General features: G+C 59.2%; 12 protein-coding genes. 6 read left to right on the top strand and 6 right to left on the bottom strand.

Translation table 11 applies throughout. The annotated features are described in order from the left end of the window. Nucleotides 1–10: 10 nt before the first annotated feature. Together ACY8FN_RS10440 and ACY8FN_RS10435 are read right to left on the bottom strand one after the other, a co-directional pair. Complete coding sequence (locus tag ACY8FN_RS10440) at nt 11–1,300, bottom strand: L-cysteine desulfidase family protein (protein ID WP_139718625.1); 1,290 nt, start codon at nt 1,298–1,300, stop codon at nt 11–13. A 22-nt stretch (nt 1,301–1,322) separates the two neighbouring features. After that, a complete protein-coding gene (locus tag ACY8FN_RS10435; protein ID WP_042058012.1) occupies nt 1,323–1,706 on the bottom strand; it encodes a Rid family detoxifying hydrolase in 384 nt (127 codons plus the stop codon). Between the two features lie 249 nt (nt 1,707–1,955). Between ACY8FN_RS10435 and ACY8FN_RS10430 the strand changes: the two genes are divergently transcribed. The 3 genes from ACY8FN_RS10430 to ACY8FN_RS10420 all read left to right on the top strand — a co-directional run bounded on the left by ACY8FN_RS10430 (nt 1,956) and on the right by ACY8FN_RS10420 (nt 6,038). Beyond that, nucleotides 1,956–3,251 carry an SLC5/6 family protein gene (locus ACY8FN_RS10430; RefSeq protein ID WP_204787362.1) on the top strand — a complete coding sequence of 432 codons (1,296 nt, stop codon included), beginning with the start codon at nt 1,956–1,958 and terminating at the stop codon, nt 3,249–3,251. 223 nt (nt 3,252–3,474) lie between these two features. Then, a complete protein-coding gene (locus ACY8FN_RS10425) occupies nt 3,475–5,481 on the top strand; it encodes a methyl-accepting chemotaxis protein (RefSeq protein ID WP_463099967.1) in 2,007 nt (668 codons plus the stop codon). Nucleotides 5,482–5,744: 263 nt separating this feature from the next. Continuing rightward, nucleotides 5,745–6,038, top strand: coding sequence for a hypothetical protein (locus tag ACY8FN_RS10420; protein WP_463099966.1), 294 nt, complete (start codon nt 5,745–5,747; stop codon nt 6,036–6,038). Nucleotides 6,039–6,152: 114 nt separating this feature from the next. Here ACY8FN_RS10420 and ACY8FN_RS10415 read toward each other — a convergent pair whose 3' ends face one another. Then, nucleotides 6,153–7,367 carry an IS256-like element ISAs3 family transposase gene (locus ACY8FN_RS10415; RefSeq protein WP_463099048.1) on the bottom strand — a complete coding sequence of 405 codons (1,215 nt, stop codon included), beginning with the start codon at nt 7,365–7,367 and terminating at the stop codon, nt 6,153–6,155. 374 nt (nt 7,368–7,741) lie between these two features. Here ACY8FN_RS10415 and ACY8FN_RS10410 point away from each other — a divergent pair, with 374 nt between their 5' ends. Together ACY8FN_RS10410 and ACY8FN_RS10405 are read left to right on the top strand one after the other, a co-directional pair. Next, nucleotides 7,742–9,739 carry an alkyl/aryl-sulfatase gene (locus tag ACY8FN_RS10410; protein ID WP_463099965.1) on the top strand — a complete coding sequence of 666 codons (1,998 nt, stop codon included), beginning with the start codon at nt 7,742–7,744 and terminating at the stop codon, nt 9,737–9,739. Continuing rightward, nucleotides 9,736–10,260: a hypothetical protein gene (locus ACY8FN_RS10405; RefSeq protein WP_463099964.1), complete on the top strand. Its 525-nt coding sequence runs from the start codon at nt 9,736–9,738 to the stop codon at nt 10,258–10,260. The genes ACY8FN_RS10410 and ACY8FN_RS10405 overlap by 4 nt, the downstream gene beginning before the upstream one ends. 85 nt (nt 10,261–10,345) lie before the next feature. On the opposite strand, the gene speA is transcribed toward ACY8FN_RS10405, so the two are convergent. Then, entirely contained in the window at nt 10,346–12,247 is a 1,902-nt protein-coding gene (gene speA, locus ACY8FN_RS10400; protein ID WP_042021166.1) for a biosynthetic arginine decarboxylase, read from the bottom strand. 958 nt (nt 12,248–13,205) lie between these two features. On the opposite strand from speA, the gene pepT reads away from it, so the two are divergent. Then, nucleotides 13,206–14,429 carry a peptidase T gene (gene pepT, locus ACY8FN_RS10395; protein ID WP_463099963.1) on the top strand — a complete coding sequence of 408 codons (1,224 nt, stop codon included), beginning with the start codon at nt 13,206–13,208 and terminating at the stop codon, nt 14,427–14,429. Between the two features lie 113 nt (nt 14,430–14,542). Here pepT and ACY8FN_RS10390 read toward each other — a convergent pair whose 3' ends face one another. Then, nucleotides 14,543–14,851, bottom strand: coding sequence for an Rdx family protein (locus ACY8FN_RS10390; protein WP_019445942.1), 309 nt, complete (start codon nt 14,849–14,851; stop codon nt 14,543–14,545). Nucleotides 14,852–14,928: 77 nt separating this feature from the next. Next, nucleotides 14,929–16,053: an adenosylhomocysteinase gene (locus tag ACY8FN_RS10385; protein WP_139729392.1), complete on the bottom strand. Its 1,125-nt coding sequence runs from the start codon at nt 16,051–16,053 to the stop codon at nt 14,929–14,931. Nucleotides 16,054–16,137: the final 84 nt, after the last annotated feature.

The following is a 16,137-nucleotide window of genomic DNA, read 5'->3' as shown; positions in this document are numbered from 1 at the left end:
GACAGGGACATCAGGCGGACATGATATCAATAATGGTGGTATCTGTGGCAGACATGCCGTCCTTCACCATCTGGCCAACGTTGCGGATGGTTTGATCCACGTTGTCGGAGACGATCCCCTGCCCCGATACCGAGTGGCTGTTGAGAGCCATCAGGAAGCCGCGCACCGCCGCACCGGAGGAGGTACTCACCTTCATGGCGCAGGAGGCTTTCGCCCCGTCGCACACCATACCGGCACTGTCGCTCAACACGTTCTGGATGGCGAAGCTGGATTGCTCGAAGCTGCCGCCCGCCAGATAGACCATGGCCATGGAGGCCGCCGCGCTGGTCACGGTATTGCCACAGAAGGCCGACAGCGGTGGATAGTGGGACTTGATATAGATGGCACCCAGATGACTCATGATCAGGGCGCGGGCCAGCTGCTCTTCGCTGGCACCGTAACGCTCGGCAATCACCATCACCGGGATGGTGGCGGCAATGCCCTGGTTGCCGCTGCCGAAGTTGCTCATGGCAGGCAGGGTAGCGCCCCCCATGCGGGCATCGGAGGCGGCGGCCGTCATCATCACGATGCGGTTCATCACATCCTCACCAATAAGGCCAGCCTGAATATTCTGCTGCATGGTACGGCCAATCTGCAGACCGTAGGGATTGTTCATCCCCTCGGCAGAGAGCTTGCCGTTGAGCACAGAGGCTTGGAGAATGAACTTGATCTGCTCGAACTCCACCTGGGTGGCAAACTCATAGATGGCGGCGATGCTGATATCGACCCCGTCACAGATGGCACCGGTGGCACCACCCTGGCTCTGATCAGCGGCGAAGGTTATTTCGCCATCGCGGCGCTGCTCGACGATACGGGTATGACCACCGCACAGGGTCACGTCGGCGCTGTGCTCCTCCCCTTGCTCATCAACACCAAACACGGTCACGCGGCAGAAGATAAACTCGGGGGCGGCGGTGCGGCTCACCTGCACATTGCCGGCATCGATCAGCAGTTGGGCACGGTCTACCTGATCGGGCTCAATGGCGGCCAGCACCTCCAGTCCGCCATCGGCGTTGCCGCCGATGGCGCCGGCGGCGGCCGCGATGGCCAGACCAATCTTGCCGGTGCCCGGCACATAGACACCCATCGAGTTTTTGTAGAGATTATCCGACACCACGACTTCGAGGCGGCGAGGTTCACACCCCAACTGCCGGGCGGCGACAGCCGCGGCATAGGCGGCGGCGATTGGCTCGGTACAACCCAGCGCTGGTTTGACAACCTGTTGAATAATCTGCAGATACTGCTGCCACGCTTGTTTCATCTCTGGAACCTTTTTTTCAGCATTAACGAGCGATATGGGCGATCGCTTCCACTTCAACCTTGACGCCCATCGGCAGATCCTTCACTGCGAAGCAGCTGCGCGCCGGACAATCTTTCTGGAAATAGGCTTTATAGACCTCGTTGAACGCGGCAAAATCGCTGATCTCGGCAAGGTAGCAGGTGGTTTTGAGCACGGTATCGAGCGAGCCGCCAGCGGCTTCCAGCACGGATTTCAGGTTTTCCAACGACTGGCGAGTCTGAGCAGCAATGCCCCCTTCCACCACCCCACCTTGCTGCTTGCAGACTGGCAGCTGGCCGGAGGTAAAGATGAGATCGCCATAGGCGGTGCCGTGGCTGTAAGGGCCGATAGCGTCAGGTGCCGCTGCTGCTGTGATGATGCTTTTCATTTTACCACTCCAATGCATGCAATTTTTTTTGCAGTTATGAATCTAATTTCTTGCAACATTATTTGCTTTTTATTTTATTCATTCAACAAAAATATACAAGATGGGGTCAAAAAGCATCTTTAGGTCTCAAAATAAACCGTGATCACCGTCCATATTTCAACAAAAGTATCGTTCAGGGCATTGTGTGCAAACTAATAATGCAACTATATTTGCGCCGCCCTCACTTACCCCTATAAAAAGAAGGTTTTAATGGACGCACATAGCACCACACTCACCAGCCCAACGATGGGTACCCTGGAATGGAAAGAAGCGGTTCGCTTCGACAGCACCGACTGGGGCTGGATTATCATGAGCATCGGCATGGCCATCGGCGCGGGGATCGTCTTCCTGCCGGTACAGGTGGGTCTGATGGGTTTGTGGGTCTTTTTGCTCTCAGCGGTGATCGGCTACCCGGCCATGTATATGTTCCAGCGCCTCTTTATCAACACCCTGGCCACCTCGCCAGAGTGCAAGGATTACCCCAGCGTCATCACCGGCTACCTCGGTAAAAACTGGGGAATGCTGCTCGGCGCCCTCTATTTTGTGATGCTGGTGATCTGGGTCTTTGTCTACTCCACTGCCATCACCAATGACAGCGCCTCATTCTTGCAAAGCTTCGGCGTCACCGACGGTCTGATCTCGGACAATCCCTTCTATGGTCTGGTGCTGATCTGCGGTCTGGTGGCGCTGGCCTCCCGTGGCGAGAACCTGCTGTTCAAGATCTCCACCTTTATGGTGCTGACCAAGATCAGTGTGGTAGCCGTGCTCGGCCTGATGATGGTGGACAAGTGGGATGCGGCCAACATCACCGCCATGCCTGCTGCCGGTGACTGGATGAAGGATGCCATCATCATGCTGCCCTTCACCCTCACCTCCATCCTCTTTATCCAGAGCCTGAGCCCCATGGTGATCTCCTACCGTTCACGGGAGAAGTCGCTGGAAGTGGCCCGCTTCAAGGCGATGCGCGCCATGAATATCGCCTTCGGCATCCTGTTCGTGGTGGTGTTCTTCTACGCGGTCTCCTTCACCCTGGCCATGGGTCACGATCAGGCGGTCAAAGCCTCTGAAGAGAACATCTCCGCGCTGGCCATGGTAGCCCAGGGAATGCCCGGCCAGACCCTCAAGCTGCTCAGCCTGACCCTCAACATCTTCGCGGTGATGACCGCCTACTTCGGCGTTTACCTCGGTTTCCGTGAAGCCTGTCAGGGACTGGCGATGAACCTGCTGCGTCGGGTGATGCCGGAAAACCGTATCAACCGGGATCTGGTGGGCAAAGGCATCATGGTCTTTACCGTCATGCTCTCCTGGGGTGCCATCGTGCTCAACGCACCGGTGCTGAGCTTCACCTCCATTTGCAGCCCGATCTTCGGCATGGTGGGTTGCCTGATCCCGGCCTATCTGGTCTATCAGGTACCGGCACTGCACAAGTACAAGGGCACTTCCCTTTACATCATCATCGTCACCGGCCTGCTGCTCTGCGTCTCGCCCTTCCTGGCGTTCAACTGATCGGCGGCAACCGGATATCCTCTTATCGACCACGGGTCACCTTCGGATGGCCCGTTTTCTATTGCTATCAATAGCGGAATAGATGGCTCATCCGGCTTCCCCCCACAGAGACAAAAAGCCAAGGGGATCACAACTTGCAATCGAGCCTCACCCAAGGGGGAACCGCTCAGAGTACTATTCAGGCAGCACCCATCACGCCCGCACTCAGGTATCGAGGCTTAACATGAAATGGATTTTCAACCCCGCCATCCGGCTGGGCAATCAGCTCTCCTTCAAATACAAATTCCTGCTCTGGTCCTGCCTGATGCTGCTACCGCTGGCCTACAGCATGGCCAATCTGCTGGGACGGCTACAAGATGACAGCGAGCAGGCCAACCGGGAGCTGGCGGGGGTGGTCAATCTCGCCCCCCTTCCCGCCATCGAACAGGCCCTGCTCACCCATCGCAATCTGGTGACCCGCCACGCCTATGAGGTAGATCCGGTCGGTGACGATCAGCTCAAGGCGGCCGCGCAAGCGGTGGAACAGAGCCTGCAAGCCTTTGCCGACACCCGCCAGAACAACCCCTCCTTTGATGCCCTCAAGCAGGGCTGGGCCGCCCTGCAGAGTGAAGCGGGCAAGCTGGAGGTGGAGCAGAGCAACCTGCGCCACGACAAGCTGCTGACCGGGGTGCGCCACCTCTACAAGCACATCACCGCCTCCAGCAGCCTTATTCAGGATCCGGCGCTCGGCACTTACTACATGGTGATCCTCGCCAGCGAGCGGTTGCCACAGCTGCGCGACCTGCTGGCTCAGGTGCGGGATCGCGCCGCCACCATCGCCGACTTCGGCCTGTTTCAGGCAGAGGGCTACAGCGGCCTGCGTTTTCGTCTCGACCTTATCAATGCCACCCTGCAGGAGCTGGAAGCTGACCTGACCCTGCTCTACCAGATCGAACCGGCCTACCGCGCCGAGCTGGGCCAGCAGACCGATGCCCTGATACAGCTGGTGCGTCAGGGGGTCGAGACCATGGAAAACAAGATGATGAAAGATCAGCTGGTGCAGCTCTCCACCAAGGAGGTGCAGGCACTGGGGGACAACATGGATGGCGCTATCACCGCACTGGCAGGCCATGTGCGCCAGCGGCTGGAGGCCGACCTGCACCAGCGCCTTGCCGCCAACCAACGCCACTTCTGGTGGGTCACCGGGCCGCTGACCGCCAGCTTGCTGCTCTACCTCTACCTGATGATCGGCGCCTATATCTCCCTGCGCGAAACCGTGGGGCGGGTGCGTGATATTGCCGCCCGGGTCAACGCCCGGGATCTCAGCCAGCATATCGAGATCGTCGGTCAGGACGAGCTGGCCGCCATCAGCCGGGACTACAACGTCACCCTGGAGACCCTGCGCACCCTGATGCTGCGGGTGCGGGAGAATGGCGTCACCGTGGTGGATAGTGCCACCGACATCGAAGCGCGCACCTGCCGCTCGCAAGAGGTGATTGCCGATCAGCAAGGGGAGACCCATCAGGTCGCCACCGCCATCAAGGAGCTGGCCGCCACCTCACAAGACATGGCGGGCAATGCCCTGCAAGCCGCCCGCATGACGCAGGAGGCGCAGAACGTGGTCGGTCAGGGCGAGGATGTGGTGGAGCGCACCATCAAGGCCATCGACCATATCAACCGAGAAGTGCTGCGCACCGCCGACACCATAGGCCAGCTGGAGCAGCAGTGCAGCCAGATTGGCGGCGTCATCAGCGTGATCCGCGGCATCGCCGAACAGACCAACCTGCTGGCTCTCAACGCCGCCATCGAAGCGGCCCGGGCCGGTGAGCAAGGCCGTGGCTTTGCAGTGGTGGCCGATGAGGTGCGCTCCCTGGCCAACCGTACCCAGGGGGCCACAGTCGAGATCCAGCAGATGATTGAGCAGTTGCAATCCGGCGCCCGTGCCTCGGTCACCGCCATGTCGGCGGCCAGCCATGAAGCGCAGGAGGGGGTCGGGCTGGCACAGGAGGCGAAACAGGCCTTCGGCGCTATCACCGAGAAGGTGGATCGGATGGTTGATACCAACGCCATCATCGCCAGCGCCATCGAGCAGCAGGGCGCCGTGGTCAACGAGATCGAACGCAACGTGGTGCGCATCTCAGATGGCAGCGACGAGGCGCTGCAAGTAGCCAACGCCGCCCGCGATGCCGCCCGCCAGATCCACCAGCTCACCGAACAGCTGCGCGCCATGGTGCAGAGCTTCGTGCTGTAACCCCGCGCTGACAAGCCGGGCTCAATATGAGCCCGGCATCATCCCAGCATCGCGCCTGCCCACGCCGCTGCAGATGAACAGGTCATCCAGAAAATCCCTGTGCCCCACTTGCCGGACAGATACCAACAAAGTAGTCTCGAACGAAAACAGAATGCGGTATTCCCGACACGCACAGTCTGCGATGTCGAGGCAAGCCGCCTGCGAGCCACAGATTACAACCAGCGTCACCTCATCTATCACCCGCTTCAGGCGAGGATTTACTCATGGCCAGATACCAGTTTTTTACCGTTCCGGCATCCAATCGGCAGCAATACACCTTTATCGACATGGCATCCCCGACGTTTCTACATGAAAAGGCGGCGTTGCTGACCCAAGGGTTCGAGGTGGAGGAGGACTTTATTGACGCAACCAGCCCGCGAGAGGCCGTCGAGAAGTACCAATCCAATTTTCTCTGTGTGGCGGATGAGATAGGCAAGTCCGATAGCAGCTACGCCGCGGCCGTCGCCATACTGGAGCTAGGCAAGGGGCTACTGGGCAATAAAACGCGCCGAGATTAGGTGCAGCGGTGAAAAATGGTGGCCATCGTGGCAACGCGCCCGATGGCCATATGGCCAGAAGTCAATTCGGTGATTCACGAGCCTGTAAATAATTCTGTGTAACTGCCCACTCCATTACAGGTGACCGTTCAGGCGATCACCGAACTCGATAATAAAGCGATTCAGGGCCGGCTTCCAATTCTGGATCGGCATGGTCCATTTCTTGGAGGCCTGCTGTATCGCGAGAAACGCCACTTTGAGCGCCGACTCATCGGTCGGGAAGAGCTTCCGTTGTTTGGTCGCTTTGCGCAGCACGCTGTTCAGTGACTCGATCGCATTGGTGGTGTAGATCACCTTCCGGATCGCGGGGGGATAATCGAACAGCGTGATCAGATTAACCCAGTGACTCTGCCAGGAACGCGCTATCTGCGGGTACTGGCTATCCCAGCGTTCGCCGAAGGCCGCCAGCGCCTGCTTAGCCTCACGCTCCGTCGCAGACTGGTAGATCTGCTTCAGTTCAGCCGTCACCGCCTTGTAGTCCTTCCAGGAGACGTAGCGCAACGAGTTGCGGACCATGTGGACGATACACAGTTGCACCTTGGTTTGAGGATATTCCACGGCAATGGCATCAGGGAAGCCCTTGAGACCATCCACACACGCGATCAGGATGTCTTCCAGGCCGCGGTTCTTCAGCTCGGTCAGGACCGACAGCCAGAACTTTGCCCCTTCGGTCTCGGCCAGCCACAGGCCCAACAGCTCCTTGTGCCCCTCCATATTGATGCCCAGTGCCAGATAGAGCGACTTGTTGATCACCCGCTGGTTCGCGCGGATCTTCAGCACAATGCAGTCCAGATAGACGATGGGATAGAGCGGATCCAGCGGCCGGTTTTGCCATTCGTGGACCTGCTCGATGACGCGTTCGGTCACCTTCGATACCAGCCCCGCCGAGATGTCGGCGTCATACATCTCTTTGAACGCGTCCACTATATCCCGCGTACTCAAGCCCTTGGCGTAGAGGGCGAGGATCTGGTCGTCCATCTGGGTCAGGCGTGACTGCCCCTTGCGGACAAACTGAGGCTCGAAGGAGGCGTTACGGTCACGAGGCGCCTGGATGGTGACCTCTCCATGGTGGCCTTTTAGGCGCTTGGTGGAATAGCCATTGCGATTGTTGCCGGTCCCGCGGCCTTGTGGGGCGTGTTTCTCGTAGCCCAGATGCTCGTCCATCTCGGCATTGAGCGCGGTCTCCACGGTGAGCTTGATCAGCTGTTGGGTGAGTGTGCCGAGATCTTTTTCAGATTTGATGTCTTTGGCCAGCTCAGCGGCCAGTGCTTTGAGTTTGTCTTGGTCCATTTGCTTACCCACGAAGGTATCCTTTTGAAAAAGTTACTTATTCGTGGGCGGTTACACAATTGGATTTACAGGCTCTGATTCACAAGCGCCCCAGCTGCTGGAGCATCTCGGGTCCCTTTTCAGTTCCATATGCACATCCTTTTGTTACATCCCATCAACATCACTCCTGACCGTAAAACAACCCACAGCGACCTATCTTGATACAGCTCAAGGTGTGCAACGGCTGTGCTCCTGCGGGCACAACTCCCGCTGTTTCCCTCCCTGATGGCGTTTGTACCGCAAGCATCCCTCTCTATTCTCTCCCTTCTCTTCTCTGACTTGAGCCTGACTACACTTAGCCCTGTCGACCCACACCACCATCTGGAGTCATACCGATGAAACTGAGGCTTTCCACCCCCACGATTTTCTCGCTCTTGCTCTGTGGCGCGCTGCTTGTACAACCTGCTCTTGTACAGTCTGCCAAGACCGCCATCGACCCCAAGCCCGCGAGCGAATTTACCATGAAGGCAAACCAGCAGGTGCTCACCACCCTGCCCTTCAATGACCAGCAGGACTTCGAGGATGCCAAGCGTGGCTTCATCGCCAAACCGGAGACCCTCACCATCAAGGATGACAAGGGCAACGTGGTGTGGGATCTGGAGCAGTACAAGACCTACATCGGCCTCGACAAGGCCGCGCCAGATACCGTCAACCCCAGCCTGTGGCGCAATGCCCAGCTCAACATGCAGTACGGCTTGTTCAAGGTCACCGACAAGATTTACCAAATTCGCGGCTTTGATCTCTCCAACATCACCTTTATCGAAGGCAACAAGGGATGGGTGGTGTTCGATCCACTGATCTCCCCGCAAACCGCCAAGGCGGCGCTGGCCTTCATCAACAAAACCCAAGGGGAGCGACCGGTCACCGCGGTGGTCTACAGCCACTCCCACGTGGATCACTACGGCGGTGCCGCCGGTCTGCTCAACTCACTGGACGAGGTGAAAAAGAACGGTGTCGAGATCATCGCACCGGAAGGATTTACCGAGCACGCGGTGTCGGAAAACGTCATCGCCGGCAATGCCATGGCCCGACGCGCCGTCTACATGTACGGCGCCCTGCTGCCGCGCAACCCGCAGGGGGGCGTCAACGGCGGTCTGGGGCAAACCACCTCCACCGGCGTGCCCTCACTGCTGCTGCCGACCCGCTTTATCACCAAAACCGGTGAGACGCTGACAGTGGATGGCGTCAAGATGGTCTTCCAGATGACCCCGGGCACCGAAGCCCCCGCCGAGATGAATACCTGGTTCCCGGACAGCAAAGCATTGTGGATGGCCGAAAACACCACCAACACCATGCACAACATCCTCACCCTGCGCGGCGCGCAGGTGCGCGATGCACTGAAGTGGGCCAGCTTTCTCAACGAGACCATCGAAACCTGGGGTGATCAGGCCGAGGTCAAGTTCCAGAGCCACCACTGGCCACGCTGGGGCAATGCCAACATCGTCGACTACTTCAAGAAGCAGCGGGATCTCTACAAATACATCCACGATCAATCCGTTCGCCTGATGAACATGGGTTACACCGGCGAGGAGATCTCGGAACAGATCACCCTTCCCCCCGAGCTCAACGACTTCTGGCCGAATCGCGGTTATTACGGCACCCTGCGCCACAACAGCCGCGCCGTCTATCAGCGCTATATGGGCTGGTACTCTGGCAACCCCTCCGATCTAGACAACCTGCCCCCAGAAATGGTCGGCCCCAAATATATCGAGTTCATGGGGGGTGAGCAGGAGGTACTGAAAAAGGCCAAGGCCTCGTTCGACAAGGGGGAGTATCGCTGGGTAGCAGAAGTGCTCAAGCATCTGGTGTTTGCCAACCCGAACAACACAGAGGGCAAGCTGCTGCTGGCGGATGCGCTGGAGCAGCTGGGCTATCAGGCTGAATCCGGCCCGTGGCGCTCCGTCTATCTGCAAGGCGCCTATGAGCTGCGCAATGGCGTTCCTAACGTTGGCGGAACAGTCACCGCCTCGCCGGATACCATCCGTGCCATGAGCCCCAGCATGCTGTTTGACTATCTCTCGGTCCGCATTAACCCCGAGAAAGCGGCGGGCAAGAAGATGGTCATCAACATGGACTTCACCGACATCGGCGAGAAACATACCCTGAGCCTGGAGAACTCGGTGCTGAACCACACCACCCGCTATGCCGCCAAGCCTGATGTGACCATTACCCTCAGCAAGAAGACGCTGGATGATATTCAGCTCGGTCAGGGCACTATGGAGCAGAAGATCGCCAGCGGCGAGATCAAAATCGAGGGCGAGCAGCAGACGTTCAGCGACTTCGTCACGCTGCTCGACAAGTTCAACTTCTGGTTCAACATAGTGACACCATGATGCAACGCACCTTGCGCGCCTGCATGGCTCTGCTCTGCTTCATCCCCGGGGTGGGGCAGAGCTGTGGTTATGATGCCCTCTACCCCAACCCGTTCGAACAGAGCTGGCCCGGCACGTTCAACATTGCCATGGCCACCGCCGCCGCGGTGAGCAGCGACCGGCTGGCCCCCTTGCCAACCCTGACCGGCGAAGCCGGTTTCACCCGCAGCCAGTCCTGGCTGCAAACCCTGAGGAGCCGTTTTCAGAAGGCCGGTATCAAAGGGGGGATCTCCATTTTGCTCATTGATTCGGGGCTCTGGTCCCGGGTTCGGGGCAAGGAGTCGCTACTGCTCCAGCTGCACACCCCGGGCCCAAATCCCAAAGATCGAGTGATGTTGCTAAGTGAGGCGGCCATCAACGCCATGCTGGAAGGCACCCTCACCATCGAGGGGGCACTGCAGTTGGGGGTGGTGGAGCTCCAGGGGGATGAGAGCGTGCAGTTGCAACGAGACCTGCAACTGGCGCTGAGTTCGCAGGCATAGCGTGGATATAACCGCTCAGATATGACAAAGGGAGGCAAATGCCTCCCTTTTTTATGCCTTCACGGCGAACGTCAAGCGCGGACGCTTATTCGTCTTCCAGATAGGCGTAGCCTTGCAGACCCAGCTCCAGCTCGTCGAGCAGGGCTTTGCGGGTCGCCTCGTCCAGCGCCGGATGGGCGGAGATCCGCTGATAGCTCTCGCGGATCACTGACGGGTCGATGTTGACGTAACGCAGCAGCTGGTCGACGGTGTCGCCGCGCACTATGTTGCGAATGTCCATCTTGCCTTCGTCATCCAGCCACACTTCGGCGCAGTGGGTATCACCGAACAGGTTGTGCAGATCCCCCAGGATCTCCTGATAGGCACCGACCAGGAAGAAGCCGACGTGGCACACTTCGTTCTCGGCGTACTCCGGCATCGGCAGGGTGCTCTCGACCCCCAGACCATCGACGTAGTGCTCCACCTGACCGTCAGAGTCGCAGGTGATGTCCATCAGGATGCCACGACGAGTGAGCGGACGCTCAAGCCCGGTCAGCGGCATCACCGGGAACACCTGGCCAATACCCCAGGCATCTGGCAGGGACTGGAACAGGGAGAAGTTGGCAAAACACTTGTCCGCCAGCTTTTCACTCAGTTCGTCCGCCAGCGCACGGTGGTTGCGGTTGACCGGGTTGAGCAGCTCTTTGAGCGCCAGACAGGTGTTCTGGTGCAGCATCTCAGCCCAGGCACGCTGCTCAAGGTTCAAGAGACCCATGGTGTACTGGGTATTCACATCACCCAGATCGGCCACCGAGTCGTGGAAGATCTCCAGCAGGGAGGGATCTTCGCTGCGCAGATCCAGCCAACCTTTCCACATGTTCTGCAAAATGGTGGGGGCGTCTTCGTCCGGCGCGCTGATGTCGCTCATCTCCACCCCTTCGGCACCAATCAGATTGGTGACCAGCACGGCGTGGTGGGCGGTCAGGGCACGGCCAGACTCGCTGATGATGGTGGGGTGCGGCAGGTCAAACTCGCGGCAGACATCGCCGATGCCCCACACCACGTTGTTGGCGTACTCGGAGAGGCTGTAGTTGGCGGAGCAGTGGCTCTGGGAGCGAGTGCCCTCATAGTCCACACCCAAACCACCGCCGACGTCGACCACGTCGATGGGCACACCCAGACGACGCAATTCGGAATAGAAGCGGCCGCACTCGCGGATCCCGCCCTGAATGTCACGGATGTTGGCGATCTGGGAGCCCAGATGGAAGTGCAGCAGTTGCAGGCAATCCAGCTTGTCCAGGCTGCGCAGGCGCTCGACCAGCGCCAGGATCTGGGAGGCTGAGAGGCCAAATTTGGACATGGAGCCGCCGCTCGATTCCCACATGCCGGAGCCGGTGGAGGCAAGCTTGGCGCGCACCCCGATATTGGGCTTGATGTTGAGGCGAGCTGACTCGTCCAGCACCATTTCCAGCTCGGAGGGCTTCTCTACCACTATGTAGACCTTGTGGCCCATCAGGTTGCCGAGCAGGGCATGGCGAATATATTCGCGGTCTTTGTAACCGTTACAGACGATCACCGATCCTTGATCATGGTGATGGGACAGCACGGCCAGCAGTTCCGGTTTGGACCCAGCTTCCAGGCCAAGCCGGGGCTTGTCGCTGTAGGACTGGCTGATGGTCTCGATGACGCGACGCTGCTGGTTTACCTTGATCGGGTAAACGCACAGGTACTCCCCTTGATAGCCTGACTTCTCGATGGCCTGACCAAAGGCGTTGAACAGTGCATCGACCCGGCTCTTGAGGATGTCGGGGAAACGCAGCAACACGGGGGTAGTCAGCCCGGATTGACGCAACTGTTCGATGGCATCAGAGATGACAATATGTGCATCAGGGCGCGACTTGTCGGGAGCAACGGTCACCTGACCGGCGTCATTGATATTGAAAAAACCCGCACCCCAGTAGGGAACGTTGTAGACCTTCAAGGAGTCCTTGCTGGACCAGTTAGTCATGGGCTATGCCTCGCAAATGAGCGACCAGAAATCGCCTTCGTTACCCTCTATCACATCCAGACCCTCTTTCTGTACATCGTGGCAAGCCAACGCTGTCTGGTGGATTTTGGGAAGTAACGAGTCTTGATGTGGGGCTGGTGGCTTTACATCAAGCTCAACGGTATGCGGTGCCACCTTAAACGGGGCGCCGCGGTACTTTGATGACAGACGACATCAGCCACGCCGTCAGTTCATCATTCGGCAGCCATCACGACAGAAGGAGAGGGTTTCAAGGAAGAGAAGCGAAGACGCCAGCACGCATGCGTGTTGATAGACGACAACAACCACAGCCCAGCTCACATCAAGTGACCACCCATGACAAGGGAAGATGATGAGCCATTGGCCCACTCGGTCAAATGAACGATGAGAGTCTGTTGCTCTCCCTGATACCGGAGCCTAACCGGTATTAAAGAAACCATGCCCAGCAGTGTCTGTCGTTTCTGCGTGCCTCGCCCTATAGGCGTATGATCGGTCGGGTATCTGGCGGCGCTGCCTGCTTCAGAAGTTGCCCTTGGATCGGCGCGGAGTGTACACACTTACCGCAGGCAGTGACAATAAAAAAGAGTGCTCAAAATCCCCTTTTAACCAAGGGATGAAATCTTGCTGGCGGGCAGGCGGGCTCTGGGGTGGCACTGGTTATGCGATGCAGCTATTTCCCCTTGAAAAGTGTGTTAAAACGACACGGCAAGGCTGACGCCTTGCTGTGCGGTGGCTGGGGGGAATTTCACCCCCACCACCAGCGCCTAAATATCGCGATAACGCCACATTTTATGCGCACCGGCACGCCACGGGTACCCGACTGCCATTCGGCGAGCCGCCGCGCTGTGCGTCAAAAAATGGGAAAAACCTGCGCTGACGCAATGAGTGGCCGACACGGATTGACCACAATAACCGCTCACAACCGGTTAGAGGCTGACTAATGGATACCCTGCTTGAGCGTTTTCTGCGTTACGTGACTTTTCATACCCGCTCCGATGAGACCAATCCAGCCTGCCCCAGCAGCGAAGGCCAGCTGATCTTTGCTCGTGCCCTGCAAGGGGAGATGGACGCACTGGGGCTGACCCAGGTCACCCTGGATGAGCACGGCTACCTCACCGGCTGCCTGCCGGGCAACCAGCCGGACGCCCCCGCCATCGGCCTGATTGCCCACATGGACACTGCCGACTACGAGGCGGAGCACGTGGTGCCCCAGCTCATTGAAAATTATCAGGGTGGCGACATCTGCCTTGGTAAGGGTGACGAGGTGCTCGCCATCCGTGACTACCGTTTCCTGAAAAACTACCTGGGTCAGGATCTCATCACCACCGACGGCACCACCCTGCTGGGCGCCGACGACAAGGCGGGCATCGCCGAGATCCTCACCGCCATCGACCATCTGCAAGCCCACCCCGAGATCCCGCGTGGCGATATCTGGGTCGGCTTCACCCCGGATGAAGAGATTGGCCGTGGCGCCAACCTGTTCCCGCTGGACAGATTCCCGGCCAAGTGGGCCTATACCGTGGATGGCGGCGAACTGGGGGAGCTGGAGTATGAGAACTTCAACGCCGCCAGCGCCAACCTGCATTTTGTCGGCAACAACGTCCACCCCGGCACCGCCAAGGGCAGCATGATCAACAGCCAGACCCTGGCCGCCCGCTTCCACGCCGCCATGCCCGCCGAGCAGACCCCGGAGTGTACCGAAGGCTACGAGGGCTTCTTCCATCTGGCCCAGATGAACGGCACCGTGGAGGAGTGTACCCTGCACTACATCATCCGTGACTTCGACGACCAGCATTTCGCTGCGCGCAAGGCCGAGATGGAAAGCCGGGTCGCCGCCATGCAGGCCGAGTATCCCAAGGCCCGCATCGAGCTGACCCTGACCGACAGCTATCGCAACATGCGCAGCCAGATCGAGCCGCACATGCATATCGTCGAGCTGGCGCGCGCCGCCATGGAGGCCGCCGACGTAGTGCCGAAGATCAAGCCCATTCGCGGCGGTACCGATGGCGCCCGCCTCTCCTTCATGGGTCTGCCCTGCCCCAACCTCTTCACCGGTGGCCACAACTTCCACGGCAAGCACGAGTTCATCCCGCTGCAATCCATGGAAAAATCGGTCGCCACCCTGATAGAGCTGGTGCGCCTGACCGCCGCTTGGCGCGCATAAGGTTATTGCCACATCCCCACAGGCGGGAAACTAAACAAGGAGAGGGAGGCCATGGCCTCCCTCTCCTTTTTTATATTGCTGGCAACCTTTGCGGGCGATATGCCAAGTTGACGCTACTCGGCCGCCTTGCGATCCGAGTGGCCGAGATCCCGCTCCGGTGCGATGACGTCACGCACCCGCTGCTTGATCTCCTTGGCTTCGGGGAAGCCGTCATCGACCACCCGATCCCACACCTGCACCCCGCCCACCAGAATGCGGAACTCCCCCTTGCTGGCCGGCACCAGCGCCACCTCCCCCAGATCGCTGTCGAAGGTGGAGAGCAGTTCCTGCGCCAGCCAGGCGGCGCGCAACATCCAGCGACAGAGGGTGCAGTAGCGGATTTCGATGCGGGGTTTGCTGATCAGGGTTTCGGATTCAGTCATGAGTGACTCCATAAAAAATCGGCCAATGGCAGGAAGTGGCGTACCGCCGCCCAATGGCCGCTCCCGGTTTGGTCAAATCAGTGCTGGTCAACACCATGAAAATCGGCCAGCCAATGGCGGGCAATGGTACGCATCGCCGATTCTGGCAGCTCGAACAGGCCGGGTGCAAGAGGGCCTGCCGCCAGCATCCGGATCCCTTCCATGATCTCCGCCAGCACCAGATAGACATATTCGCCAATCACGGCGCCATGGACGAAGTTGACCGCCTCGCCACGGTTGAGCAGGTAGATCTGGGTGCCATCCGGCCGGTTGAGGGCCAGCACATGGGCGCACACCTCTTCGCTCGGCCACGGCAACTGGGCCAGCGAGAAGGCAAACTCGTCGTCGGCCGAGGTGACCGAGGCCACCATGGTACCGGGGCGCAGCGCCTGCAGATCCGCCAAGTCCAGCGAGCCGTTGCCGGTGGAGCAGATCACCAGCTCGGCGCGGCCGAGGGCCTCGGCCTTGGTGATCAAGCGAAAACCATGGGAGAGCGCTTCGACCTGTCGCAGCACGTCGGTCTCCACCAGCCCGAGATGGAGGTTGCGACCACGCAAGTCGCGGGCGATGCTGCGCCCCACCTTGCCATAGCCGAACAGCACGGCTTCACAAACGTTGAAGGTGCGGTTGAGGGTGCGCGCCAGCGACTCGGCGGAGTAGACCACGCTCAAACCAATCTGGATATCCTCGGCCTGCTTGAGGGGGCTGCGCGCCACCGACACCACCGGAGTCGCCAGCACCTCCTGCTCATAGCGCTGATGGCCGTTCTCGGTCATCTCCACCACCCCGAGGAAACGGGGGCCGAAGTACTCGCTCAAGATCATCTGGGTTCTGGCGAAGTAGCCGCCGATATCGAGGATCAGCAATCGCTCGTGGGGGGCCACCAGCGGCGCAATCTGCTGGATGAGGCTGTCGGGATCATTGGTCCAGCGCCGGTTGAGGGGTAGCACCGGATAGTGTTGGGATACCCACTCGAGGGTCGGGCCGTGTACCGATTTCGGTTTGGGCAAAATGGCGCCAATCCGCCCAATCTGGGAAAGCGCCTCGATAAAACGGGGGCGATCGGGCAGCAGATGAGTGACCAGCAGAATGCAGAGCCCGTCGATGCGTCCCTGTCCGGTGAAATGGCGAAAAAACAGATGCTCAGATCCTTGACTGCGCAACTGTGGCCTCCTTATGTGCCGCAAAAAGTGTGCTGCAAGCAAACACACAGAACCCGGCATAACCGGGTTCTGTGTGTGTCCAAA

This window comes from Aeromonas sp. 160P (assembly GCF_055193095.1).
The sequence above is the reverse complement of the archived record's forward strand: the minus strand, read 5'-3'. Positions and strand labels throughout refer to the sequence as shown.

What these genes read in the sequence shown, in the direction of transcription:
- ACY8FN_RS10440 (WP_139718625.1), bottom strand. Translation starts at nt 1,300, where the DNA reads ATGAAACAAGCGTGGCAGCAGTATCTGCAGATTATTCAACAGGTTGTC.
- ACY8FN_RS10435 (WP_042058012.1), bottom strand. Translation starts at nt 1,706, where the DNA reads ATGAAAAGCATCATCACAGCAGCAGCGGCACCTGACGCTATCGGCCCT.
- ACY8FN_RS10430 (WP_204787362.1), top strand. Translation starts at nt 1,956, where the DNA reads ATGGACGCACATAGCACCACACTCACCAGCCCAACGATGGGTACCCTG.
- ACY8FN_RS10425 (WP_463099967.1), top strand. Translation starts at nt 3,475, where the DNA reads ATGAAATGGATTTTCAACCCCGCCATCCGGCTGGGCAATCAGCTCTCC.
- ACY8FN_RS10420 (WP_463099966.1), top strand. Translation starts at nt 5,745, where the DNA reads ATGGCCAGATACCAGTTTTTTACCGTTCCGGCATCCAATCGGCAGCAA.
- ACY8FN_RS10415 (WP_463099048.1), bottom strand. Translation starts at nt 7,367, where the DNA reads ATGGACCAAGACAAACTCAAAGCACTGGCCGCTGAGCTGGCCAAAGAC.
- ACY8FN_RS10410 (WP_463099965.1), top strand. Translation starts at nt 7,742, where the DNA reads ATGAAACTGAGGCTTTCCACCCCCACGATTTTCTCGCTCTTGCTCTGT.
- ACY8FN_RS10405 (WP_463099964.1), top strand. Translation starts at nt 9,736, where the DNA reads ATGATGCAACGCACCTTGCGCGCCTGCATGGCTCTGCTCTGCTTCATC.
- speA (WP_042021166.1), bottom strand. Translation starts at nt 12,247, where the DNA reads ATGACTAACTGGTCCAGCAAGGACTCCTTGAAGGTCTACAACGTTCCC.
- pepT (WP_463099963.1), top strand. Translation starts at nt 13,206, where the DNA reads ATGGATACCCTGCTTGAGCGTTTTCTGCGTTACGTGACTTTTCATACC.
- ACY8FN_RS10390 (WP_019445942.1), bottom strand. Translation starts at nt 14,851, where the DNA reads ATGACTGAATCCGAAACCCTGATCAGCAAACCCCGCATCGAAATCCGC.